The sequence below is a fragment of the Pseudomonadota bacterium genome (genome assembly GCA_016719885.1).
Classification (GTDB): domain Bacteria; phylum Pseudomonadota; class Gammaproteobacteria.
The window spans coordinates 227862-251636 of record JADJYF010000026.1 but is presented as its reverse complement, the minus strand read 5'-3'; the positions used below and the strand labels follow the sequence as shown (position 1 = coordinate 251636).

28 protein-coding genes and 1 pseudogene are annotated in these 23775 nt (G+C 67.1%); 13 read left to right on the top strand and 16 right to left on the bottom strand.

All coding sequences use genetic code 11. The features are described from left to right. The first annotated feature begins 121 nt into the window (after positions 1-121). Both IPM80_21885 and IPM80_21880 read left to right on the top strand, forming a co-directional pair. Positions 122-1363 carry an MFS transporter gene (locus tag IPM80_21885; GenBank protein ID MBK8960999.1) on the top strand — a complete coding sequence of 414 codons (1242 nt, stop codon included), beginning with the start codon at positions 122-124 and terminating at the stop codon, positions 1361-1363. Positions 1364-1381: 18 nt separating this feature from the next. Continuing rightward, positions 1382-1795 (top strand): DUF4440 domain-containing protein, encoded by a 414-nt coding sequence (locus IPM80_21880; protein MBK8960998.1) that lies wholly within the window; start codon positions 1382-1384, stop codon positions 1793-1795. 19 nt (positions 1796-1814) lie between these two features. Here the strand turns inward: IPM80_21880 and argC are convergent, their stop codons facing one another. Continuing rightward, on the bottom strand, positions 1815-2771 hold the full coding sequence (gene argC / locus IPM80_21875; GenBank protein MBK8960997.1) for an N-acetyl-gamma-glutamyl-phosphate reductase: 957 nt from the start codon (positions 2769-2771) through the stop codon (positions 1815-1817). Positions 2772-2980: 209 nt separating this feature from the next. Here argC and IPM80_21870 point away from each other — a divergent pair, with 209 nt between their 5' ends. Beyond that, positions 2981-3430, top strand: coding sequence for a transposase (locus IPM80_21870; protein MBK8960996.1), 450 nt, complete (start codon positions 2981-2983; stop codon positions 3428-3430). 40 nt (positions 3431-3470) lie between these two features. On the opposite strand, the gene IPM80_21865 is transcribed toward IPM80_21870, so the two are convergent. Both IPM80_21865 and IPM80_21860 read right to left on the bottom strand, forming a co-directional pair. Then, entirely contained in the window at positions 3471-4097 is a 627-nt protein-coding gene (locus IPM80_21865; protein MBK8960995.1) for a thiopurine S-methyltransferase, read from the bottom strand. Between the two features lie 13 nt (positions 4098-4110). Beyond that, the gene (locus tag IPM80_21860) at positions 4111-4599 is read right to left on the bottom strand and encodes a CinA family protein (GenBank protein ID MBK8960994.1); all 489 of its coding nucleotides are present in this window, start codon (positions 4597-4599) and stop codon (positions 4111-4113) included. 46 nt (positions 4600-4645) lie between these two features. Between IPM80_21860 and IPM80_21855 the strand changes: the two genes are divergently transcribed. The 5 genes from IPM80_21855 to IPM80_21835 all read left to right on the top strand — a co-directional run bounded on the left by IPM80_21855 (position 4646) and on the right by IPM80_21835 (position 9519). Continuing rightward, the gene (locus IPM80_21855; GenBank protein ID MBK8960993.1) at positions 4646-5644 is read left to right on the top strand and encodes an NADPH:quinone oxidoreductase family protein; all 999 of its coding nucleotides are present in this window, start codon (positions 4646-4648) and stop codon (positions 5642-5644) included. Between the two features lie 36 nt (positions 5645-5680). After that, a complete protein-coding gene (locus IPM80_21850) occupies positions 5681-6292 on the top strand; it encodes a 2-hydroxychromene-2-carboxylate isomerase (protein MBK8960992.1) in 612 nt (203 codons plus the stop codon). 10 nt (positions 6293-6302) lie between these two features. After that, on the top strand, positions 6303-7124 hold the full coding sequence (locus IPM80_21845) for a crotonase/enoyl-CoA hydratase family protein (protein ID MBK8960991.1): 822 nt from the start codon (positions 6303-6305) through the stop codon (positions 7122-7124). After that, entirely contained in the window at positions 7121-7774 is a 654-nt protein-coding gene (locus IPM80_21840; GenBank protein MBK8960990.1) for a DUF480 domain-containing protein, read from the top strand. The genes IPM80_21845 and IPM80_21840 overlap by 4 nt, the downstream gene beginning before the upstream one ends. A gap of 92 nt (positions 7775-7866) precedes the next feature. Next, a complete protein-coding gene (locus IPM80_21835) occupies positions 7867-9519 on the top strand; it encodes an FMN-binding glutamate synthase family protein (protein ID MBK8960989.1) in 1653 nt (550 codons plus the stop codon). 16 nt (positions 9520-9535) lie between these two features. Here the strand turns inward: IPM80_21835 and IPM80_21830 are convergent, their stop codons facing one another. The 3 genes from IPM80_21830 to IPM80_21820 form a co-directional block, all read right to left on the bottom strand. Then, on the bottom strand, positions 9536-9961 hold the full coding sequence (locus IPM80_21830) for a hypothetical protein (GenBank protein ID MBK8960988.1): 426 nt from the start codon (positions 9959-9961) through the stop codon (positions 9536-9538). 145 nt (positions 9962-10106) lie between these two features. After that, on the bottom strand, positions 10107-10580 hold the full coding sequence (locus IPM80_21825; GenBank protein MBK8960987.1) for a hypothetical protein: 474 nt from the start codon (positions 10578-10580) through the stop codon (positions 10107-10109). Between the two features lie 12 nt (positions 10581-10592). Next, positions 10593-10988, bottom strand: a complete 396-nt coding sequence (locus tag IPM80_21820; GenBank protein MBK8960986.1) for a VOC family protein — start codon at positions 10986-10988, stop codon at positions 10593-10595. 148 nt (positions 10989-11136) lie between these two features. On the opposite strand from IPM80_21820, the gene IPM80_21815 reads away from it, so the two are divergent. Further along, entirely contained in the window at positions 11137-12348 is a 1212-nt protein-coding gene (locus IPM80_21815; protein MBK8960985.1) for a beta-lactamase family protein, read from the top strand. 19 nt (positions 12349-12367) lie between these two features. Here IPM80_21815 and IPM80_21810 read toward each other — a convergent pair whose 3' ends face one another. The 6 genes from IPM80_21810 to IPM80_21785 all read right to left on the bottom strand — a co-directional run bounded on the left by IPM80_21810 (position 12368) and on the right by IPM80_21785 (position 16080). Then, the gene (locus IPM80_21810) at positions 12368-13594 is read right to left on the bottom strand and encodes a cytochrome P450 (GenBank protein ID MBK8960984.1); all 1227 of its coding nucleotides are present in this window, start codon (positions 13592-13594) and stop codon (positions 12368-12370) included. 127 nt (positions 13595-13721) lie between these two features. Continuing rightward, positions 13722-14036 carry an NIPSNAP family protein gene (locus IPM80_21805; protein ID MBK8960983.1) on the bottom strand — a complete coding sequence of 105 codons (315 nt, stop codon included), beginning with the start codon at positions 14034-14036 and terminating at the stop codon, positions 13722-13724. Next, positions 14033-14323, bottom strand: a complete 291-nt coding sequence (locus tag IPM80_21800; protein ID MBK8960982.1) for a hypothetical protein — start codon at positions 14321-14323, stop codon at positions 14033-14035. Before IPM80_21800 ends, IPM80_21805 begins: the two co-directional genes overlap by 4 nt. Beyond that, positions 14320-14772 carry a YaiI/YqxD family protein gene (locus IPM80_21795; GenBank protein ID MBK8960981.1) on the bottom strand — a complete coding sequence of 151 codons (453 nt, stop codon included), beginning with the start codon at positions 14770-14772 and terminating at the stop codon, positions 14320-14322. Before IPM80_21795 ends, IPM80_21800 begins: the two co-directional genes overlap by 4 nt. Positions 14773-14779: 7 nt before the next feature. Then, positions 14780-15658, bottom strand: coding sequence for a cytochrome c (locus tag IPM80_21790; GenBank protein MBK8960980.1), 879 nt, complete (start codon positions 15656-15658; stop codon positions 14780-14782). Between the two features lie 44 nt (positions 15659-15702). Further along, positions 15703-16080: a nuclear transport factor 2 family protein gene (locus tag IPM80_21785; protein ID MBK8960979.1), complete on the bottom strand. Its 378-nt coding sequence runs from the start codon at positions 16078-16080 to the stop codon at positions 15703-15705. A gap of 151 nt (positions 16081-16231) precedes the next feature. Here IPM80_21785 and IPM80_21780 point away from each other — a divergent pair, with 151 nt between their 5' ends. The 4 genes from IPM80_21780 (at position 16232) to IPM80_21765 (ending at position 20444) form a co-directional block, all read left to right on the top strand. Next, the gene (locus tag IPM80_21780; protein ID MBK8960978.1) at positions 16232-16732 is read left to right on the top strand and encodes a hypothetical protein; all 501 of its coding nucleotides are present in this window, start codon (positions 16232-16234) and stop codon (positions 16730-16732) included. Continuing rightward, the gene (locus IPM80_21775; GenBank protein ID MBK8960977.1) at positions 16714-17952 is read left to right on the top strand and encodes an MFS transporter; all 1239 of its coding nucleotides are present in this window, start codon (positions 16714-16716) and stop codon (positions 17950-17952) included. Before IPM80_21780 ends, IPM80_21775 begins: the two co-directional genes overlap by 19 nt. A gap of 87 nt (positions 17953-18039) precedes the next feature. Beyond that, positions 18040-19686: an alpha-D-glucose phosphate-specific phosphoglucomutase gene (locus IPM80_21770; protein ID MBK8960976.1), complete on the top strand. Its 1647-nt coding sequence runs from the start codon at positions 18040-18042 to the stop codon at positions 19684-19686. Further along, a complete protein-coding gene (locus IPM80_21765; GenBank protein ID MBK8960975.1) occupies positions 19683-20444 on the top strand; it encodes an SDR family oxidoreductase in 762 nt (253 codons plus the stop codon). The genes IPM80_21770 and IPM80_21765 overlap by 4 nt, the downstream gene beginning before the upstream one ends. Positions 20445-20542: 98 nt before the next feature. On the opposite strand, the gene IPM80_21760 is transcribed toward IPM80_21765, so the two are convergent. The 4 genes and pseudogenes from IPM80_21760 to IPM80_21745 all read right to left on the bottom strand — a co-directional run bounded on the left by IPM80_21760 (position 20543) and on the right by IPM80_21745 (position 23745). After that, the gene (locus IPM80_21760) at positions 20543-21814 is read right to left on the bottom strand and encodes an ergothioneine biosynthesis protein EgtB (GenBank protein ID MBK8960974.1); all 1272 of its coding nucleotides are present in this window, start codon (positions 21812-21814) and stop codon (positions 20543-20545) included. Between the two features lie 12 nt (positions 21815-21826). Next, on the bottom strand, positions 21827-22606 hold the full coding sequence (locus tag IPM80_21755) for an NRDE family protein (protein ID MBK8960973.1): 780 nt from the start codon (positions 22604-22606) through the stop codon (positions 21827-21829). Between the two features lie 3 nt (positions 22607-22609). After that, a pseudogene (locus IPM80_21750) lies at positions 22610-23229 on the bottom strand (DUF924 domain-containing protein). Continuing rightward, a complete protein-coding gene (locus tag IPM80_21745; protein ID MBK8960972.1) occupies positions 23230-23745 on the bottom strand; it encodes an adenine phosphoribosyltransferase in 516 nt (171 codons plus the stop codon). Between the last annotated feature and the right edge of the window lie 30 nt (positions 23746-23775).

The window sequence follows — 23775 nt, the reverse complement described above, 5'->3', positions numbered from 1 at the left end:
TTCGCGTATGGTCGCGCCTCGGCGTCGCTGAACGCGCGCGCGACAGTGCACACAGCACACCGCGCGCATGGCCCTCGTGTTGGCAAGATCGGCGCGCACGCTTGAACCATCGGGGGAGTGCATGAGCAACACCGCGGCTGTCGATTCCAATTACGCCTGGGCGAGGCTGTTCGCATGCCTGACGCTGACCACCATCGGCAGCGCCGGCATGTACGTGGTGGTGGTCGCGTTGCCGGCCTTCCAGGCCGATTTCTCCATCACGCGCGCCGGCGCCTCGCTGCCGTTCACCATGGTGATGCTGGGCTTCGGCATCGGCGGCATCGTCACCGGCAAGCTCATCGATCGCCACGGCGTAGCCCTGCCGATAGCCGGCTGCGTGCTGGCCTTGGGCGTGTCACTGCTGTGTGCCGCCCACGCGCCCAACTATCCCTTGTTCCTGCTCGCGCACGTCGCGCTCGGCTGGTTCGGGCCGGCCTCGACCTTCGGGCCGCTGCTGGCGGATATTTCCAAGTGGTTCTTCAAACGACGCGGCCTTGCGGTCGCGATCGCGGCCAGCGGCAATTACCTGGCCGGCGCGCTGTGGCCCAAGCCCTTGTACAAGCTGCTCGAAGCCAACGGCTGGCGCGATACCTACACGACCATGGCCATGATCAGCGTGACGGTGATGCTGCCCCTGATCTTCATGCTGCGCGCGCGGCCCGAGCGCAGTTCGGTGGCGGTCAGTCACGGTGGTTCAGCGGGTTCGCCCGCCGAACTCGGCCTCACGCCGACCAGCTTGACGGCGCTGCTGTGCGTGGCCGGCGTCGGCTGCTGCGTGGCGATGGCCATGCCGCAGGTGCATCTCGTGTCGCTGTGCGCCGATCGCGGCTTCGGCGCGGCGCGCGGCGCCGAGATGCTGAGCGTGATGCTGGGCGCCGGCATCATCAGCCGCCTCATCTTCGGGCAACTGTCGGACCGCCTGGGCGGGCTGCGCACCCTGCTGATCAGCGGCATTCTGCAGGGCGTGGCCTTGCTCATGTTCCTGCCGGCGCAGGGCATGGTGGCGCTGTACGTGGCGTCGGCGATGTTCGGGCTGTTCCAGGGCGGCATCGTGCCGTCCTATGCGCTGATCGTGCGCGAATACTTTCCCGAGGCGCAGGCCGGCGGACGCATCGGCCTCATCATCTTCGCGACCATTGTCGGCATGGCTTTCGGTGGCTGGGGCTCGGGCGCGATCTACGATCTCAGTCACTCCTACACGCTGGCCTTCGTGCACGGCATCGGCTGGAACCTGGTCAACGTGTGGGTGACGGTGTTCCTGCTGTCGCGCGCGCGCGGACGTCAGCGGCCGTCCGACAGCGATGGCGTGATGGCGACCGCTTGAACCTGGCGAGGAATGATCGTGGACAAAGATGTGAACTTCGATTCGGTGGCGGCGTTCTTCGACGACATCGCGCGAACCTTCGGTGGCGGTGACCTGGCGGGCTTCCGCGCCCTCTACCAATTACCGGCGATGGTGGTGGTGCCGCAGGGCGCCCATCCGCTGGCGGACACCGCCGAATTCGACGCGTTCTTCGCGGTCATGCTGGATCGCCTGCGCGAACAGCATTTCGCACGCTCGGCCTGGGAGCGGCTGTCGGTCAAGACCCTCGCGCCGACCCTGGCGCTGGCCGCCATGCACTGGACGCGTTATCGCGCCGACGGCAGCGTGCTGGAAACCCTGGGCGCGACCTATACCCTGGTGCGCAATGACGGCGGCTGGCGCATCGTGGCGCTGGTCGGCCACGGCGCCGATGCCGTGCCGGTATTGAGCTGAGCGATAGCCTGCGTCGGCTTTACAGGCCGGCGCCTTCCGGCAGGCCGAGCATGAGGTTCATGTTCTGCAGCGCCGCGCCGCTGGCGCCCTTACCAAGGTTGTCGAGACGCGCCACCAGCATCGCCTGCTGCTGGTCATCATTGGCGTACACGAACAATTCCAGCCGATTGGTGTGATTGAGCGCTTCGGGCTCGATGAAGCTGCCCTCGCGCAGCGCCGCGTCGTCATTCAAGGGCCGCACGCTCACGAACTGCTCGCCGGCGAAATGAGCGGCGAGCGTTTCTTGCAGGCGCGCGCCATTCACGGCGCCGGCGCATTGCGCGTAATGCAGCGGCACGAATACCAGCATGCCGCGTTCGTAATAACCGACCGAGGGTGAGAACACCGGCTTGTGGCTCAGAAGGCCGTGCCCCTGCATTTCGCCCAGGTGCTTGTGGTTGAGCGTCAGGCCATAGGCGCCGAAATTCTGTGGCTGGCTGCCGGGCGCGGCGTCACGGTAGGTTTCGATCATCTTGCGACCGCCGCCGGAATAGCCCGACACCGCGTGCACCGCGAGGCGTGCATCGGCGGCCAGCAGGCCGGCATCGCGCAGCGGCCGCACCAGGCCGAGAAAGCCGGTCGGATAGCAGCCCGGGTTGGCGACGCGCTTGGCGGCCGCGATGGCCGCGCGCTGGCCGCCACACAATTCGGGAAAGCCATATACCCAGCCCGGCGCGGTGCGATGCGCGGTGCTGGCATCGATGACGCCGGTGCGCGGGTTGTCGATCATCGCCACGGTGGCCTTGGCGGCGTCGTCCGGCAGGCACAGGATGACGAGATCGACCGCGTTCACGACCTCGCGCTTGGCGGCCTCGTCCTTCGATTTGTCCCGCGCCAGGCTCACCACCTCGACATCGCCACGCGCACGCAGCCGCTCGCGGATCTCGAGCCCGGTGGTGCCGTGTTCGCCGTCGATGAAGAGCGTGGGTGTGGCCATGGGGGAGGTCTTGTGTCTGGTTCCGTGAGAGGGGCGACATCATACTGGCCCCTGCGGAGCGCGGGAAGCTAAGGGGCGAGCGGTCCCCGCATTGTGGGTCAGACTTCAGTCTGACATTTCATCGACCGGCAGCGTGCGATTCACAACCCGATTCGGCCGGGTTACATTCGACCGGCGACAGGATGTCGCGATGAATTCGGAGGCCAAGGATGGTCTATGCCCAACTGCGCAAGGGACGCGTAAGCCTTCCCGGTCAGGTTTATTTTCTTACGACGACGACTCACCAGCGGCGGCCGCTTTTCAGCGATTTTGCATGCGCACGCTTCGTCATCAACGAAATGCGGCGTCTGCACGAATGCGCCCTGGTCACGTCGTTGGCGTGGGTGCTCATGCCTGACCATCTTCATTGGCTGTTTGCATTGGGCCACAGCCACTCGCTCGAGATCGTCGCGAAGTTGCTCAAAGGCCGCACCGCCCGTGCTGCGAACCGGACAACCTGTCGCGATGGGCCGGTATGGCAACCGGGCTACTACGAACATGCAGTGCGCGAAACCGAGGATTTGACGGCCATTGCCCGTTACATCGTTGCCAACCCGTTGCGACGGCGCATTGTCGTGCGGGTCTCTGATTATCCCCATTGGGATGCGGAGTGGTTGTGATTGCGCATGTCAGACTGAAGTCTGACCCACAAAGAAAAAGCTAGCGTCGGACCAGGAAAAACGCCTGCTCCGTGCCCGGCTGCCCCTTCACGTCGGCGGCGCGCGTGCCGAGATCCTCGATGGTCCATTGTTCGCCGTACAAGGCCGTGACTTCAGCGGCGCTGACGGCAAAGGGCGGTGCTGAAACGGCGCCGGCCTCGTACTCGACGCTCACCAGCAGCATGCGCGTGCCGGGCGCGGCCAGTGCGCCGAGCGTCGCCGCGTAGTCACGACGCATGGCGGGCGGCAGGGCAATCAGGGCCGCACGGTCGTAGATGGCGCTGAAGGCGCCAAGCACGTCGCGCGTCAGCGCGAAGAAATCCCCGCACAACAGGCGATAGCCGGGCGCGCGGTATTCCTCGTAGCCCGCCACCGCGCTGTGCGCGGGCGCGAGGCCACGCTCGCTGAAGAACGCTTGCACGGCGATGTCCGAGAGCTCGATGCCGAGTACCGCCAGGCCGCGCGCGGCGAGCCACGCCATGTCGTTCGATTTTCCGCACAGCGGCACCAGCACCGCGCCGCTGTCGCCGAGGCGCGCGCCATGGGCGAGCAGCATGGGATGCACCTCGGCCTCGTGGAAGCCAATCTGGTTGGCTTCCCAGCGCGCTTTCCAGAACGACGCGTCCACTAGCGGGCCGCCATCACTGGCACTGGTCCAGCGCTTCCTGCAGCAGTTCCAGCGCGGCGCGCGTGAAGACCTGCATGTTGCCTTCGCGATCCGGGCTGCCGGTCTCGAGACGACGGGTGACCGTCACCGGGCCGACCACCGCCAGCACGCAGATGCCCGGCGGATGGCCATAGGGCGTGCCGGCAGGGCCGGTGGCGCCGAGTTCGGCGATGCCCCAGGTCGCCTTGAGACGCTCGCGTATGCGCTGGGCGCACAGCGTCACGTAGTTTTCGGTCAAGGGTTGTTGCTGATCGAGCGTGGCCTTGTCGATGCCGAGCAGCTCGCGCCGCGCGCGCATGGTGTAGATGACGCTGCCGCCCATGTAATAGGCCGAGGCGCCCGGCACCGCGAGCAGGTTGGCGGAAATGAGACCGCCGGTGGACGACTCCGCGACCGCGATGCTTTCCTTGCGTGCCTTCAATACCTCGGCCACATCGGCCGCCTGTCTGGATAACGTGATCATGCTGATTCCGATTATGATGCCTGCCGTTCTAGGGGATAGCTGACGCATGAGCGAGAGCACTGCGAGTCACCGCGCCTGGCGCTGCCACGCGTTCGGAGATTACCACACGCTCGGCGTGGCCGAAGTCGCGTCACGCGCGCCCGGCCCGGGCGAGATCCTGGTGCGCAACCGCGCGTTCGCGGTGGGCTTTCCCGACATGCTGATGGTGCAAGGGCTGTATCAATACAAGCCGCCGCTGCCGTTCACGCCCTGCGCGGAATTCGCCGGCGAGGTGCTGGCGGTGGGAGAGGGCGTCGAACGTTTCCAGCCCGGCGCGCGGGTGATGGGCACGATTCGCGCCGGCGCCGCCGCCGAGCAGGTGGTGACGGCCGCCAGTGATTGCATGCACCTGCCCGACAATTTCGACTTCGCCCACGGCGCGGCCTTCATCATCGGCTACAAGACCGCCTACGTCGGCCTGATCGTGCGCGGCCATCTCGCGGCCGGCGAAACCGTGCTGATACACGGCGCGGCCGGCGGCGTCGGCCTCGCGGCGGTCGAACTCGCCGCCGCCATGGGCGCGCGCGTGATCGGCATGGCGGCCGGCACCGCCAAGCTCGAATTGGTGGCGAGCCGGGGCGCGGCGGCGGTCATCGACTATGCGTCGGGTCCGTTTCGCCAGGCGGTCAAGGCCTGGACCGACGGCCGCGGCGCCGACCTGGTGTTCGATCCGATAGGCGGCGACGTGTTCGATGAATCCCTGCACTGCATCGCGCCCTTCGGACGCATGCTGGTCATCGGCTTCGCCAGCGGCCGCATTCCGAGCGCCACCGTCAACCATGCCTTGCTCAAGCAGTATTCCATCATCGGCGTGCGCGCCGGCGAGTACGGCCGCGTGTATCCCGAGGGTGGCCGCCAGGTGCACGCCGCGCTCGAACAATGGGCGGCCAGCGGCAAGCTCACGCCCCATGTGCATGCGCGCCTCGCCTTCGAGGACCTGGTGGACGCGCTCGACACCATTGCCGCGCGCCGCGTGATGGGGCGCGTGGTGTGCGAACTGCCGTGACAAGAATCTTCACACGTCGGCCAAGAGGAAAGTGACATGCGCCATCGCATCGAATGTTTTTTCGACTGTTCCAGCCCGTGGACCTACCTCGCCTTCGAGTACCTGCAAACGCGCATGGCCGGTCTCGATGTCGACATCGAGTGGCGGCCGATCCTGGTCGGCGGCATCTTCAACACCGTCAATCCCAGCGTCTACCAGTCGCGTGAAACGCCGGTGCCCCTGAAGGCCGCCTACATGCGCAAGGATCTCGCCGACTGGGCGCGCCTGGTCGGCATCGGCATCACGTTTCCGCCGCCGGTATTCCCGGTCAACAGCGTGAAAGCCATGCGCGGCGCCTATCTCGCCATCGACCGCGGCTGCCTGGTGCCCTATGCGCGTGCGGTGTTCAAACGCTACTGGACCGAGCTGGTCGATATCTCCCAGGACGAGGCGCTGGCCGACATCGCGACCGGCCTCGGCTTCACGCGCGAGGAGTTTTTCGACGGCATCGCCAGCAGTGCGTGCAAGGAGCGCCTGCGCCAGGCGACCGAGGAAGTGGTGGCGCGCGGCGGCTTCGGCTCGCCGACAATGTTCCTCGACGGCGACGACATGTATTTCGGCAACGACCGCATCGACCTCATGCGTTCGCGCATCACCCATTCAGCCTGAGGAGCCAAGCATGACGAACCTGGTCACTGTCGAGATTGCCGAGGGCATCGCCGACGTACGCTTCAATCGCCCCGACAAGCACAACTCCCTGACCCTGGAGATGTTCGCCGCCATCAATGATGCCGGCGCCGCGCTGGCCGCCAATCCGGCGGTACGCGTGGTGGTGCTGTCGGGCAATGGCCCGAGCTTTTGTGCGGGCCTCGATTTTTCGGTCATGGCCGAGATGCTGAAAGGTCCCGACGCGGCGCGCGCGGTGATGGACCGCCTGCTGGCGCGCGACGGCGCGCCCGACAACCGCGCGCAGCGCACCGCGGTGATCTGGAAAACCATGCCGATGCCGGTGCTGGCGGCGCTGCACGGCGTGGCGTTCGGCGGTGGCTGCCAGATTGCGCTCGGCGCCGACATCCGGTTCGCCGCGCCCGACACGCGCATGTCGGTGATGGAGATCAAGTACGGCCTGGTGCCGGACATGGGCCTGACCCAGACCTTGCCGGACCTGGTGCGGCTCGACGTCGCCAAGGACTTGACCCTGAGCGGTCGCATCATCGATGCCGAGGAAGCGTGCGCGCTCGGCCTCGTGACGCGCGTGGTGGCCGACCCCTTGGCCGAGGCCATGCGCAGCGCGCGCGCCATCGCGGCCCGTTCGCCCCACGCGGTGCGCGCCTCCAAGCGCCTGTTGAACGAGTCCTGGCGCGCCGACGCGCGCACCGGTCTCGCGCTCGAGGAGTCCCTGCAGCTCGAACTCTTGGGCTCGCCCAACCAGGTCGAAGCGGTCAACGCCGCGCTGCAAAAGCGCGATGCGCGCTACGCCGACGTCGGTGGCGCGGCGTGAGCCATGAGTTGACGGCGCTCGAAGCGCGCGTGGTCGGCGCGCTGATTGAAAAGGAGATCACGACGCCCGATCAGTACCCGCTGTCCTTGAATGCCCTGCAGGCGGCGTGCAACCAGAAGACCAACCGCGAGCCGATACTGGAGTTGTCGGCGCACGAGGTGCAGGCCACGCTCGACGGCCTCATCAAGGCCCACGTGGTCAGCGACCGCGGCGGCTATGGCGGTCGCGTCACCAAGTACCGGCAGCGCTTCTGCAATACCGAGTTCGGCCAGTTGAAGTTCAACGCGCAGGAACTCGGCATCGTCTGCGTACTGCTGCTGCGCGGTGCGCAGACGCCCGGCGAATTGCGCGCCCATACCCAGCGCCTGTGCGAGTTCGCCGATGCGCAGGCCGTCGAAGCCACGCTCGAGGGCTTGATGACGCGCGGCTACGGGCCGTTCGTCGCGCTTTTGCCGCGTGCGCCGGGCGCGCGCGAATCGCGTTACGCGCACCTGTTCAGCGGCCACATCGATTCGGTGGCGGCGCCGCCGCCGTCAGTGCCGGCCGCGCGCGGCGACGATCTCGAGGCGCGCGTGGCGAGTCTCGAACAAACCGTCGCGCGCCTCGGCGCCGAGATCGCCAGCCTCAAGGCCAGCCTCGGCGAGTCCTGAGCCGGCCGCGCGCGCACTGCGCCGCGCGCCGGCGCGGCCGCTACCCTGGCCGCGAACTGCTACCATCGCCCCACACCACGGAGGAGTCGAGCATGCTCAGTGCCTTGGAATCTCTCCTGCCTCAGCGTTACTGGGCGTGGGCGGCCTGCGGCGCGGTCACCGTGCTCGGCGCCTTGCTCACGCCCCTGGTCCACGAACTGCTGCCGTTCACGCTGCTGGCGGCCGGCCTGTCGGTGGTGGGATTCATCGATTATCACCAGACGCGCCAGGCCATACGCCGCAACTACCCGCTGCTGGCCCATTTCCGCTTCTTCTTCGAATACATCCGTCCCGAGATCCGCCAGTACTTCATCGAAGCGGATCGCGACGAACTGCCGTTCTCGCGCGCCCAGCGCTCCATCGTCTACCAGCGCGCCAAGGGCACCATCGACAAGCGCCCCTTCGGCACCCAGCTCGATGTCTACCAGCCGCACTACGAGTGGATGAACCATTCCATCGCGCCGACGGAAATCGGCAGCCACGACTTTCGCATCGAGGTCGGCGGCGGCGACTGCACGCAACCCTATTGCGCCAGCGTGTTCAACGTCTCGGCCATGAGTTTCGGCGCGCTGTCGGCCAACGCCATCATGGCCTTGAACGAAGGTGCGCGCCGCGGCGGTTTCTTCCACGACACCGGCGAAGGATCGATTTCACGCTATCACCGCGAGAAGGGCGGCGACCTGGTGTGGGAGATCGGCAGCGGCTATTTCGGTTGTCGCGATGCCGAAGGCCGCTTCGATGCCGACAAGTTCAGCGCCAACGCCGCGCTCGCGCAGGTCAAGATGATCGAGGTGAAGCTTTCGCAGGGCGCCAAGCCCGGCCATGGCGGCGTATTGCCGGGGCCCAAGGTCACGCCCGAGATCGCGGCGGCGCGCGGCGTGCCGGTCGGCGTGGACTGCATATCGCCGGCGCGTCATTCGGCGTTCTCGACGCCGCTCGAACTGATGGCCTTCGTCAAGACCTTGCGTGAACTTTCGGGCGGCAAGCCGGTGGGCGTGAAGTTCGCCGTCGGTCATCCGTGGGAATGGTTCGGCATGGCCAAGGCCATGCTCGAAACCGGCATCACGCCGGACTTCATCGTGGTCGATGGCGGTGAAGGCGGCACCGGCGCCGCGCCGCTGGAGTTTTCCGATCACGTCGGCGCGCCGCTGCGCGAAGCGCTGATGCTGGTGCACAACACCTTGGTCGGCATCGGCCTGCGCGAACGCATACGCATCGGCGCCTCGGGCAAGGTCATCACCGCCTTTGACGTCGCGCGCACGCTCGCCATGGGCGCCGACTGGTGCAACTCCGCGCGCGGCTTCATGTTCGCGGTCGGTTGCCTGCAATCGCAGACCTGTCATTCCGGGCATTGTCCGACCGGCGTCGCGACCCAGGATCCGAAGCGCATGCGCGCGCTGGTGGTGACGGACAAGGCCGAGCGCGTGTTCCAATACCAGCAGAACACCTTGTCGGTGCTGAAAGAAATGCTGTCGGCGGCGGGTTTGAGTCATCCGCGTGAACTCGGGCCGGAACACGTGATCCGACGCGTGTCCTCGACCGAAGTGCGATCGCTGGCGGCGCTCTACAATTGGCTCAAGCCCGGCGAACTCTTGAATTCGACGCCGGACTCGCCGGTGTTCAAGGTGTTCTGGGAGGCGGCGCGCACCGATACCTTCGCCGCGCCGCCGAATATCCTGTCGATGCGTTCGGGCAAGGCCCAGTAGCGACCGCGCCGCGGGTTCAGGTGCGCGGCTTCTGCGCGTCGAGGAAGCCCTGGATGGTGGCGGTGGCGAGCACCTTGCCCTGTCGGTCGAGCACTTCGAACAACTTGCCGTCGTCGACGGCCTGGCAGCTGAACAACACCACCGCGCCGCTCGGTCCGCCGTGTTCCATGTGCACGTCGCCGCCGGCGCTGTGGGTGTAGAAGCCCGGCTTGCGCACCTTGTGGATGGTTTCGAACGGCGTGGTCTCGATGATGTGCTGCTCGCCTTCCAGCACCAGCACCGACATCGGGCCGAGGTGACGGTGGTAGTGGCAATAGGCGTTCGGTTCCCACTTGCTGAGGAAATCGATACGGCCGGTTTCAAGGTTGGCGCCGAGAATCGCGACCCAGTAATCAATCGGGTAGTCGAACCTGGCCGAGCCGATGGAGCGGGTCCAGAGGATGGGCTGGGTGGTGTAACCCGACGCGACGGGATGCAAAGGGGAGACGGCGTTCATGGAGTGCCCTCGTGCTGGCTGCCTGATGGCCGGATTGTCCCCGCCTTGGCGGCGACGCGCAATTCCGCCAGCGGGGGGCCGCGCCGTAACGCTAGAAGCGCCAACCGTGGCTGCCGGCAGCGGCGCCGAGCACCGTCACCACGCTGACGGTCAGCAGCACGCGGTGCAGGCGCTGGATGAGGGCGAAAGTACCCTCGGCATCGAGCGCCGCGCGGGCATGGAACCAGCGGTGCAGGAACCACGGTTCGAACACGAACAGCATCAGGGTGAACAACAGCCACACCGCGACCATGGCATGCATCCACCAGTAGTGAAGGTCGCCAAAGCGTGACCAGGCGTCGAGCCGGTGCACCAGCCACAGGCCCGACAGCCCGGTGACGGCGGTGGTGACGCGCGCCTGCGTGGCGAACGCGCCCTCGATACGGTCGAACATCGCCACCCGTTCGTCGGCCGCGACGCTGCGGCGCAGCGCTGGCAGCAGCACCAGGGTGACGAAGGCCACGCCGCCTATCCACAACACCACGCCCAGCACATGCAGGGCGCGCGCGAGGTAGAAGTCACCCATGGAAGTCGCGACTCAGGCGCGCTGCACGAACTCCACCACGTTGCCGTCGGGGTCGCGCACCATGGCGATGGTCACGCCCGGCATGAATTCGTTCATCTCGACGTCGAACTTCACACCGGCCTGCTTGCAGGCCTCGCACACCTCGGCGATGTTGGTGACCGGGAAAGTGAGATAGCGAAAGCCCAGCGCCTGCTCGAGCCCGAGCGTGCCGGCCGGCGGCACCTTCTTCGGATCGACCAGCTTGATGAAGCTGTCGCCGAACGCCATGCGGTGCATGGTGCCGAACCACAGCGGCATCTCCTGCACTTTCTTCAAGCCCAGCACGCCTTCGTAAAACGCGAGGCTGGCCCGGATGTCGCCGACCACCATGCCGATGTCGACCGCGTTCTTGGCGGGATTCATGCCCATGTGAGTGTTCCCCTGGCTAAGATTGAGTAGCCGGGAGTGTACCGTAGGTGCGAATTCATTCGCACGCCGACGATCAGCGACGGCGCCTCGGCGCCCTTCCTGCAATGTCCGAATGAATTCGCACCTACGGAAGATGCGCTAGCATGCCATGCGCGCCGAGTCCCCTGAGGAGCCCCCCCTGATCCCCGCCGACGCCGCCGCGCTGGGATTCGACCCCGACCGACTGGCCCGCGTCACGCGACGCGTCGAAGCGGACATCGCCGCCGGCCGCTGCAATGGCGTGGCGCTGCGCGTGGCGCGTCACGGCCAATGGGTGCTGGACATCTGCGAAGGCTACGCCGATCGCGACGCCGACCTGCCACTGGAACCCGACTCGGTGTTCCATCTCATGTCGCTGACCAAGGCCTTGACCTCGACCGTGGCCTTGAAGCTGGTGGAAGACGGCATGTTCCATCTCACCACGCCGATTGCCGAGGTGATTCCGGAATTCGGCCGCGCCGACAAGCAGCTCATCAACCTCCATCATCTCCTGACCCAGACCGGTGGCCTGCCCATCGACACGCCCGGCGTGCCGCCCGAGGTCATCGCCAATCTCGAACAGTACGCGGCCTGGACCTTCGACCGGCCGGCCTCCTGCACGCCCGGCACGGCGGTGGCCTACTCGGTGCTGGTCGCCCATTCGGTGCTGGGCCTGTTCATGCAGCGCGCCAGCGGGCGTGCGTTCACCGAACTCATGCAGGAGCACCTGTTCGCGCCTCTCGCCATGCGCGACACCGCGTTCGGTCCGCGCGTCGACCTGATGGCACGACGTTGCCCGTTGCAGCCGGCGTCCTATCTCCTGCTGCCGCAACACCAGCACGCCGCCAACATCGCCGCCACCCATATCGCGCGCATCAGCGGCTATGCCACTCATCCGCACTCGGTGGTGCCGGGCGGCGGCGCGTTCTCGACGCTGGCCGACATGTGGCGCTTCACCGAGATGCTCAGGCGCGGCGGCGAACTCGACGGCCAGCGCATCCTGTCGCCGGCCATGATCGACCTCATGTCACGCAATCACACCGGCGAAATGCCGAACCAGGTGTTCAAGTGGTTGTTCGCCGGGCGGCACTGGCAGGAATGCCCGGCCTACCTGGGCCTGGGTTTCTGGGGACGCGGTGAGAAGCCGACGCCCGGACCTTTCGGCGATCTGAACTCGCCGCGCACCTTTGGCGGCATCGGTCGTGGCACGACATTGTTCTGGGTCGACCCGGCACGTGATGTTTCGCTGGTGTTGCTCAGCACCGGCCTCATGGATGAAGCCGACAACTTCGTGCGTTACCAGACCCTTTCCGACCTGGTGATTTCTTCGTTGGTGGCGTGAGGGTTGTCGCGCGGCGCGCTCACGCGCGCCAGCGCAGTTCGAGGGCCGGCATGCTGGCGACGATGCCGCCGTTGGTACGCGGTGCCTGGGCATTGGCGAGTTCGAAATCAGGAATGCGCTTCAGCCACTCCTGCAAGGTGATCACGAGTTCCTGGCGACCGAGGATGGCGCCGGGGCAGCGGTGGATACCGTGGCCAAAAGTGGCCAGTTGCACGGTGCGACGCGCAGGATCGAAGCGCAGCGGCTCGGGAAAGATCTCGGGGTCGAGGTTATAGAGCATGGTGGCGGCAGTGATCATGTCGTCGCGCCGCAGTGCGGTGTCGGCGAACGTGATGTCGGCGACTACGCGACGACTCATCACCACGATGGGGAAGCGCCGCGTGAACTCGGTGGCCGCGCCCTGCAGGCGCGCCGCATCATCGCGCAGCGCGCGGCGCTCGTGGGGATGACGGGCCAGGTACTCCAGCACGAACACCAGCAGCGAGGCGACCGTGTCGAGACCGGCCATGCACAGGTGGATGGCGGCGCCCACGGCTTCTTCGGTCGCGATCGGCGCGCCGTTGACTTCCAGGTTTGCAATCGCGCTCAGCATGTCGCTGCCGCCGCCACCGCGCCGCGCGGCCAGCACCGGCGCGAGGTAATCGGCCAGCGCCATGAAAGCCTGCTGGCGTGCCACGAGGTCGGCGCCGCGCACCGTCTCGGCGGTCCATGCCGCAAGCATTTCGCGATCGGCGAGCGGCAGGCCGACGAGTTCCAGGAACACGCTCAAGGGCAGCACATCGGCGAAGTCGCGCACCACCTCGCAATGGCCGCGGTGCCGGAAGCCTTCGATGAGGGCGACGGCACGGGCGCGGATCGCCGCTTCGTTGTCGCGCACCACGCGCGGCGACAGGCCGACATTGAGAAATTGGCGCCACTGGCTGTGCTCGGGAGGATCCTTGATCAAGGCGCCGAGCGGCTGTTGCGCGCCGACCGCGCGCGGCACGCCGAAGGCATCGACCGAGAATCGCGTGGCATCGGCATAGACCTCGAGCACCTGCGCGCCGCGCGTCACCACCCAGTGTCCGCCGTGGCGCGGCGTCCAGATCAGCGGGAAGGGCATTTCGTTGCGGAAGCGCAGCCAGGCTTCGAAGTAGTCTTCACCGGCGGCGTGGGGAGCGTAGATGTCGAAGTCGAACACGCGCTCGGGCGGCACGTGGGGCGGAATCGCGATGTCGGTACCGGATGCTCGCAGCGCTTCGTTCATGGCCTGTCTCCCCGCGGTGCAAGCAGTCTACAGGCGCGCGCGCGGCGCGCCACGGGTGCCGCTGTCAGCTCATGTAGGTGGGCCAGTGTTGGTCGGCCACGACCTTGTGCGTGGCCTCGGCCCGCCATCAAGCCTTGAAGAACGGCGCGGCGCTCAGGATCTTGTTTTCCTGGTGCTGGATGAGCGGCGCGGCGGACTCCGCATACACCGGCCACGCCGGGTCCGCCATCATGCGCGCGCGACGCTCGGCGCGGTCGTTGAGATCCTTGAAGCGCCACATGTGCACGACCTGGTTCAACTGCCCGATGTCCATCGAGCTGTACCAGCCCACGCAGTCGCCAAGGTACTGCTGTTGCAGCGGCCAGCCCTTGCTGCCGTAGAGTTCGACAAAGGCCTTGAGCTTGCCGGGATAGAGGGTGTAGGTGCGGTGATCGACGATCATGGGGTGTCCTCGCTGGGGATATACGATGCGCCACCGCGCGTGGCGCGGCGCGCACGCACGATGCCATAGATGCTGATCGCTATCCACGCCACCTCGATGATGAACGACGACAGGTTGAAATCGTAGATGAGCGACACCGTGATCATCAGCGAGCCGACGAGGTTGACCAGCGAATAGCTCAGCGACTGGCCCGACCAGCGCTCGGTCTGCAGCAGGAAATAGGCGATGAGGATCAGCACCACGCCGACGGTGCCGACCACGTCGTACCAGGCGATGTGCATGCTCATGCCTGCGCTGCGCGTGCCAGCAGCTTGTCGAACTGGTTGGCGAACGCCTGCCTGTCCTTCTGATCGAGCGGCGGCGGGCCGCCGCGCACCAGGCGCGAGGAGCGCAGCTCGTCCAGCATGTCGCGTACCGCGAGACGCTCGCCGATGTTGTCCTTGGTGTAGAGCGTGCCGCGCGGATTGAGCGCCAGCGCGCCCTTGGCGATGACGCCGGCGGCAAGCGGAATATCGGCCGTGATGACGATGTCGCCGGGCGCGACCGAGTTCTCGATGTGCTTGTCCGCTTCATCGAAGCCGCCCGGCACGCGCACGCTGCGCACATGGGCCGAAGGCGGCAGGGACAGCGACTGGTTGGCGACCAGGGTGGTGGCGATGGCGCGGCGCTCGGCGGCGCGGAAGATGATGTCCCTGATCACGCGCGGACAGGCGTCCGCGTCCACCCAGATGTGCATGGCCGGCTCAGCGCTTCAACTCGTAGACGTCCTGGAACAGCTCGAACTCACGTTTCCAGTCCATGTGATGATCGCCGCGTGCGTTCTGATCGACGAAGCTCGTCAGGCGATACATCCATTGGTTGAGCGACTGCCACTCGGCGATGTCGTGCTGACGGTTGGGGGTGTCGTTGTCCGGGTCCTGCGCGTAGGCCTGGCAGCGCCCGATCTCGAGCATGAGACCATTCATGTGCTTCGCGACGGATTTCAAATCGACCTTGCTGTCGGCATAGGCCGGCGTGAGCGTGCTCTGCACGGTCCTGGGCGCGGAGTCGAGCGAATGTCCGCAGGGCGGTGGCGCATCGGCGGCCAGCGCGCCGTCCAATCCCAGGCCGAGCAGGCCTATCACAATCACGCGCGTCGACAGCATGGGTCTCTCCTTGTCAGGTGATGAATGCGCGCCACGCGAGCGGGGCTCAGGGCGCGCGCTGGTATTGGTCATGACAGGCTTTGCAGATCTTGAGCGTGTCGTCGAACAACACGCGCATCTGCGCCTGGTCACCGCGCTGCGCGGCCTTGGCCAGCGCCGAACTGGTGGATTCCAGGCCTGCATGCGCTGGCTGAAATCGTCGAAGTTTCGCCACACTTTGGCGCTGGTCAGTGAACGGGCCGCGGCGCTGTCCGGCGTGAAGCCTTCCAGCGCCATGGTGGCGAGCACCGCGGTACGCGCCGCCAGCACCGTGAAGCGCGCATCGTCGAAGCGCTGTCGGCCGGTGACCATGTAGGCCAGTGGTGCGACGTTCCAGGCCATGGCGTTCATGATGCCCTGGCGGAAGCGCACGGCGTCCTCGGGCGAGTCGGCGGCGCGTGCCGCCGGCGCGCACGCGCCGAGCGCCGCGAGCGCCATCGCCAGCCAGTCCGCGCCGCGCGGCGGGCGTGCGCCCGGCTTGCTCAGATCGCGAGCCCCGTGCCTTCGGCGAACTGGCGCATGCAGAAGTAATCGCGCCATTCGCTGATCTTGTCACCGCGCACCTTGAACGCGCCGGCCACCGGCAGCGGAAAGGCGCGGCCGCCGGGCGGCGCGAAATGGTCGAGGCGTTCGTTGAACACGTAATCGCCGACCGCGGCCTGCTGCAAGGTCTCGATACGCACCGGGCCGGTGATCTGGAAGAAGCCGAGCAGGGTGTCGCGCACGCCTTGCGGGCCGTGCACCGGCGGGAACGGCATGTTCTGGTAGACACAGTCATCGGCGATGTAGCGCAGCGAGGCTTCCACGCCTTCGTCGTTCAAGGCCTTGCAGAACGCGTTGACCACTTGCTCCGGCGTCATGGGCGATACTCCTGGTGTCATGTTGACGACGATGGCGCTCGGCGCCGTGATTATCGAACGAAGCGCGGCGCGCCGTCACGCGGCGCGGCCTTGCTTTCGGGGGCCTCGCCACTCACCATGGCGGCCCTGCCATTGGGATGAAATTCTGACGATGCGTATCGCGCTCAAGCTGCGTGTGGCGGCCATGTGTGTTTGCCTGTCGGTGCCGCTGTCGGCGTGTCTCGCGCCGGCCATGTTGCTGCCGAGCCCGGCGCAGCTGATGTGGGCGCTGCTCAAGCCCCTGGTCGGCCTCGACCCGAATGTCGTGCATCTCTACGACCAGCCTTTGATCCGGGATCGCATGACAGCGCTGCTCGGGCCCAACTACGACACCGCCCTGCAGCTGTTGAAGACCGCCGACCAACTGCAACAGCAGGGCCCCTTGTTCTTCGTGGTCTCGAAGTTCACGCCCATTCCCGAGGTCGCCGAGAAAGCCGGCCTGGTCTGGAACGCCGACACCAACCAGATGGCGGTGGCGCTCTTGAAAGGCGACGGCGTGCAGGTGTTCAGCGAAGCGGTGCAACGCAAGGCCAGCGACGAGGCCAATGCGGCCATGACCTCGGTGGTGCCGGTGTGGCCGGCCGTGATGCAGGCGTGGGCACAGCAGCCCTGAGCGAAGGGCGTGGCGTGTTTCGCGGCTGGCAGGTGGTGGCCGCCGCTTTCAGCGTGCTGTTCTTTGCCTATGGGCTGCAGTTCAGCTACGGCGTGTTCGCCAGCGGCATGGCCGCCGAACTCGGCTGGAGTCGTGCCGCCACCGCACTGCCGTATTCGCTGTATGTATTTCTCTACAGCGCCCTGAGCGCCGCCACCGGACGCGCCACCGATCGCATCGGGCCACGGCCGGTGATCACGGTCGGCGCCATCCTGCTCGGCCTTGGCTGGGGCGCCAGCGCGCTGGTGCATGAACCCTGGCATCTCAATCTCACGCTGGGCCTGGTCGCCGCGCTCGGCATGAGCGTGGCATGGGTGCCGTGCAATGCCACGGTGTCGCGCTGGTTCACGCGCCGTCGCGGCACGGCGGTGGCGGTTGCCTCCAGCGGCGGCAGCCTCGGCAACCTGCTGGTGCCGGCGCTGGCCGCGAGCTTGATTGGTCTGGTCGGCTGGCGCTGGACCTTGGCCATCACCGCCGTGGTCGCGGCCGGCTGCATGCTGGTGGCGGCGCGCTTCATGGTGCGCGACCCGGAGTCCGTCGGCCTGTGGCCCGACGGTGACGCCGAGCCGCCCGTGGTCAGCGCGCTCGGCCCGGGCAAAACATTGAACGAAGTGTGCTGGACCGAACCCTTCCTGTTGCTCATCGCCATCTATTTCCTGACCTGGGTGCCGGTATTCGTGCCGTTCGTGCACGCGGTGGCCTATGCCGAGGATCTCGGCATCAGTCGCGTCGCGGCGGCCTCGGTAATCAGCGCCATCGGCATCGGCGGCACGGTTGGACGCCTGTCGTCCGGCGTGCTGTCGGACTGGATAGGCCGCATGCCGGCCCTGCTCGGCGTGTTCGCGCTGCAGGCGGCGGCGTTCATGCTGTTCGCCGACGCCCACGGCCTGGCTACGCTGTGGGTGGCGGCGACGGTGTTCGGTTTTTCCTACGGCGGCGGGGTGACGCTGCTGCCGCCGTTGTGCGGCGATCTTTTCGGTCGCGCCCACGTCGCCGCCATCGTCGGCATGATCTTCGCCGTGGCCGGTGCGCCCGCCGCCATCGGTCCCTATGTCGCGGGCTGGCTGTTCGATGTGACCGGCAGCTATGGCGCGGCCTTCATGAGTTCGGCGGCGCTGAACCTTGCCGCGCTGGCCTTGACCGCGCTGCTGGCGTGGCGCGCGCGACGCGTCGTGCAATGAAAAAGCCGCGCGCTGCGCGCCAGGTCATGCCAATGTCGGCGCGACAGTGACACCATATCCCTGATACGCCCCAGCCCAGGAGTTTTCATGTCCGTGCACGCCCGCGCCGGCCTCGTCGCCGAGCCCGCTGACCTCATCGATGTCGATGCCTTGCTGGCCGCCTACACCGACATCACGCCCGATGCCGGCAGCCGCGAGCAGCGCGTGGCTTTCGGCACCTCGGGTCATCGCGGTTCGGCATTCAAGGCCAGTTTCAACAGCGCGCACGTGCTGGCGGTGGTGCAGGCGGTATGCGACTACCGCGCCGCGCAGGGCACCAGCGGGCCTTTGTATCTCGGCCGTGACACCCATGCGCTGTCGGCGCCGGCGTGGCAGGACAGCCTGGAAGTGCTGGCCGCCAATGGCGTCGATACCATGATTGATGCGCGCGACGGCTACACGCCGACGCCGGCCATCTCCCATGCCATCCTCACCTACAACCACGGCCGTGACAGCGGCCATGCCGATGGCATCGTCATCACGCCCTCGCACAATCCGCCGCAGGACGGCGGCATCAAGTACAACCCGCCGCAAGGCGGACCGGCCGACACCGACATCACCAAGTGGATAGAACAGCGCGCCAACCAACTGCTGGCGGCCAGGCTCGCGGGCGTCAAGCGCGTGCCGCTCGCCGCGGCGCTGCGCGCCGCCACCACCCATCGCCACGATTACATCGCGCATTACGTGGCGGATCTCGGTGCGGTCGTCGACATGCCGCGCATCCGCGCGGCGGGGCTGCGCATCGGCATCGATCCGCTGGGCGGTTCGGCGGTCGACTACTGGGCGCCCATCGCCGAGCGCTACGGGCTGGATATCACCGTGGTCAATCCCGTGGTGGATGGGCGCTTCGCCTTCATGCCGCTCGACTGGGACGGCAAGATCCGCATGGACTGCTCGTCGCCCCACGCCATGGCCCAGCTCATCGCCATGAAGGACCGCTACTCGCTGGCCTGCGGCAACGATGCCGATTGCGATCGCCATGGCATCGTCACGCCCAGCGTCGGGCTCATGAATCCCAATCACTACCTGGCCGTCGCCATCGATTACCTGTTCGGCGCGCGGCCCGGCTGGCGGCGCGAGGCCGGCGTCGGCAAGACCCTGGTCAGCAGCAGCCTCATCGATCGCGTGGCGGCGCGTCTCGGCCGACCGCTGGTGGAAGTGCCGGTAGGCTTCAAGTATTTCGTGCCCGGATTGTTGTCGGGTGAACTCGGCTTCGGCGGCGAGGAGAGCGCCGGCGCATCGTTCCTGCGCCAGGACGGACGCGTGTGGTGCACCGACAAGGACGGTCTCATCATGGACCTGCTGGCGGCCGAGATCATGGCAGTGCGCGGCCGCGATCCGGGCGAGTGTTACCGGCAGCTGGTGAGTGAACTCGGCGAGCCGGTGTATGCGCGCATCGATGCCGCGGCGACGCCGGCCGAGAAGGCCATCCTCGGCGCCTTGAGCCCGAGCGCCTTGACCGCCACCACCTTGGCGGGCGATCCGATCACGGCCGCCTTGAGCCATGCGCCCGGCAACGGCGCCGCCATCGGCGGTCTCAAGGTGGTGACCGCGCAGGGCTGGTTCGCGGCGCGCCCGTCAGGCACCGAGGACGTCTACAAGCTCTACGCCGAAAGTTTTCGTGGCGCCGATCACCTGCGCCGCATCCAGGAGGAAGGCCAGGCGTTGATCAAAGCCGCCTTGGCCAGCGCATGAGCCTGCGCCTGCTCGGCAAGCGCGCGGTGGTGACGGGCGCCAGCAGCGGCATCGGTCGCGCCGTGGCGCTGGCCTTCGCGCGCGAAGGCGCGACGGTGGTGGTCAACTACGCGCGTTCGGTGGAGCGCGCGACGGCGGTGGTCAGCGACATCGAGGCCGATGGCGGTCGCGCCCATGCGGTGCAGGCCGATGTCGCGCAGCCCTTGGCGATTGATCGCCTCGTCGATGAAGCCGTGCGCCTGCTGGGCGGCATCGACATCTGGGCCAACATCGCCGGCGCCGACATCCTGACCGGCGACGGCGCCAAGGGCAGCGATCTCGCCAAGCTCGCCAGTCTCATCGATGTCGACCTGCGCGGCACCATGCTGTGCGCGTGGGCGGTGGCGCCGCGCATGCAGGCGCAAGGGCAGGGCGTGATCCTCAACATGTCCTGGGATCTGGCGCTACGCGGCATGGCCGAACGCCATCCCGAGATGTTCGCCGCGACCAAGGCCGGCGTCACCGGTTTCACGCGCTCGTTCGCGCGCAGCGTGGCGCCAAGCGTGCGCGTCAACGAAGTGGCGCCGGGCTGGATCACGACGGCGTTCGCCGAAACGGAGATGGCGCCGGAGTATCGCGACCGCGTCATCGCCCAGACCCCGCTCGCGCGCTTCGGCACGCCGGAGGACGTGGCGGCGGCGGCGCTGTTCCTGTGTTCCGACGAAGCGGCCTTCATCACCGGGCAGACCTTGAAGGTCAATGGCGGCTTGAGCAGTTAGAGGGACGGCGGGTTCCTGTGTGCGAATGAATTCGCACCTACAAAGAATGACGCCGCCCGTGTAGGTGCGAATTCATTCGCACGCTGGCAATCAAGCCCTCACGCATCCCGCGCCAGGCGTATGCCCGTGAACGGCCAGCGCTGGTGCGCGTAGAAGAAATTGCGATAGCTGGCGCGCGCATGTCCCGCCGGCGTCGCGCAGCAACTGCCTTTCAAGACCACCTGGTTGCTCATGAACTTGCCGTTGTACTCGCCGACGGCGCCGGCCGGCGCCTTGAAAGCGGGGTAGGGCAGGTAGGCGGAGCGCGTCCATTGCCACACCGCGCCGAACAGGTCGTCGAACGCCGCGCCGCTGCGCGTGGCGCGCGGATGCAGGTGTTGCCCTTCATCATCGTCGCTGGCGAGCGGCGGCGTGGCGGCGGCGGCCGCTTCCCATTCGAACTCGGTTGGCAGACGCGCGTCAGCCCATTGCGCATAGGCATCGGCTTCGTAGTGACTGACGTGGCAGACCGGCGCGTCGACATCGAGCGGGTGCAGACCGCAAAGCGTGAATTCGAACCACGCGCCATCGACTTCGCGCCAGTACTGCGGCGCCTGCCAGGCTTCGCGCTGACAGCTTGCCCAGCCATCGGCCAGCCACAGCGTGGCGCGCTGGTAGCCGCCGTCGCGCATGAAGGCGAGGTATTCACCGTTGCTGACCAGGCGCGAGGCCAGCGCGTGGGGCGCAAGCAGCGCGTCGTGACGCGGCGTTTCGTTGTCGAAATGAAACCCCGCGCCGTCATGGCCAACACGCACGATGGCGCCGGTCTGCGCGTGCCAGCGCAGTGGCTCGGCCGGCGCGGAGGGTGGCGGCGCCGTCTCGCGGTAGGCCGGCGCCAGCGGATTGAGCGACAAGAGATACTTGATGTCCATCAACAGCAGCTCCTGGTGCTGCTGTTCGTGATTCAGACCGAGTTCGATGAGCGCGACGGTGGTCGCGTCGGCATCGGCAATGATGCGCGCCATGCGCGCATCGACGTCGGCGCGGTAGGCGAGCACTTGCGCCAATGAAGGCCGCGTCAGCAGACCGCGCTGGGGCCGCGGAAATTGCCTGCCGACCGCGTTGTAGTAGGAATTGAACAGCTCACGGAATGCCGGGTGAAAAGCCTTGAAATTCGCTTCGCGCGCCTCGAGCAGGAAAGTCTCGAAAAACCAGGTGACGTGCGCCAGGTGCCACTTGGCGGGACTGGTGTCGGGCATGGCCTGCACGCAGGCGTCTTCCGCGGACAGCGGCGCGACCAGCGCCAGCGAGCGCGCGCGCACCTCGGCGTAACGCTGCGCCAGCGATGCGGCGGGCGCTGACGGGCTCAATTGGCGGGCGGAATTCGGCATGGTGTTTTGATGCTAACCGCGGCTCGCGGGCAGTTCAAACTCGAAGCGACTGTCGCCGCTGATCTCGGCGTGGCCGTCGTAGCGACGTTCATGGAAACTCACGTGACCCGCGTCGCTGATGGTCAACACGCTCGAACAGCGCGTGCCATAGCCGGCGCCCTCGATGAAGATCGACGACAACCAGCTCTCGCGCTCGTGGCCGATGCCGGTGTCGGGCAGATGTTCGTCGGCGGCGCGCGTGTTGTCGCGCAACACCGCCAGCAGGCCCGTGATCGGGTCGTGTGCATGCTCGGCCATGACGCGATTGAAGGCATGACGCAGCCGGTCGGTCTTGGGCCAGGCGGTGTCGAGCAGCGCATTGCTCAAGGTGTGCACGCCGGGCGCCAGGAGCCGTGGCGCCTCGACCTGGTTGGACAGCCACGCGAGCTGCTCGCCGTCCCAACTCAGCAGATTGAAGCCGTCGTAGTCGCGCGCGCTCGTCATGAGCTGCCGCGCGTGCGCGTGGGCGTCGCTGTCGCCGAGCAGGAAGTCGGTGACGATGAGTCCGCGTGAGCGCGGTCCGCGCCGCACGGCATGGCCGGAGCGCACGTTGGTCACGGTCGCGAAGCGCCCATCGACGTGCATGCCGAGCCACGTGCCGCCGCCTTCCAGGTCGCGACCGGCGACGATGTCGGGATGATCCTGCCAGTGGGCCGCGGCGGCGGTCGGTCGGCCGTGGAATTCATCACGGTTGGCGGCGACGATCAGCCGATAGCCGGGGCAGGCGCGATGCGCGATGAGTACCAGGCACATGCTTCAGCCCTGCCCGTAGTGATTGCGATGGGCGGCGAGGAACGCGAGTTCGTCCGGCGTCGATTCGCGATCAAGCACCAGGTTGCGATGCGGGAAGCGTCCGAAGCGCGCCACGATGTCGTGATGATCGCGCGACCAGTGCAGCGCATCGGCGGTGAAATCCTTGAGTGCGACGGGCGCGTCGGCGTGCAGCTGTTCGAAGCAGCGCAGCGAGCGCGCCTGCGCTTCGCGGTCTTCGGCATGCTCGAACGGCAGGTAGAAAAACTGCGCTCGGCGACGCCGAGGGCGCGGTCTATGCCTTGCGCCACGCCATCGCGCGCCAGCGCCTGGGCGCGCGCATCGAGCGCAAAGGCGCGCGGCGTGGCGCGATGGATGTTACGCGGGAACTGGTCGCACACCACGATCAGGGCCAGCGTGCCGGCCGGGCTCAGCTTCCACAGCTTGAGTTCGCCGCGCTCGGCCGCCTCGACCAGCCCACCGAAGCGTTGGCGAATCTCGTCGTCGAAGCGCGGATTCGTGCTGTACCAAACCTTGTTGCGCGCCGCGAGCGCGTCGGCATCGTCGCCGACGCCGGCAAACCAGAAGTCGAGGACCGCCTGCGCGCTGAGGTCGTCGGCGTTCAATCAGTAATGCACCAGGGAATGCACGCGGCAGTCGCCGAGCGCGGCGCGACCGCCGAGGAAATCGAGCTCGACCACGAATGCGCAGCCCGCGACTTTGGCGCCGGCGCGGCGCGCGAGTTCGAGACTGGCGGCGGCGGTGCCACCGGTCGCGATGAGATCGTCGACCAGCAGCACGGTGTCGCCGGGCCCGATGGCATCGTCATGCATGTGCAACTCGGCGCTGCCGTATTCGAGGTCGTAGCGCACCGAACTGGTGGCCGCCGGCAGCTTGCCGGGTTTGCGCAGCGGCACGAAGCCGACCTGGAGTTCATTGGCCGCCAGCGCGCCGAACACGAAGCCGCGCGCCTCCATGCCCAGCACCGCCGTCACGCCCGCGTCGCGAAACGGTTTGACCAGTTCGCGGCAGGCATAGGCCAAGGCTTCGTGGTTGCGCAAGAGCGGCGTCAGGTCCTTGAACAGGATGCCGGGCTTGGGGAAATCCGCCACGTCGCGGATGTGCTGGATGATGGTGTGCATGATGTCGACCTGTGGGATGGCGGGATGATA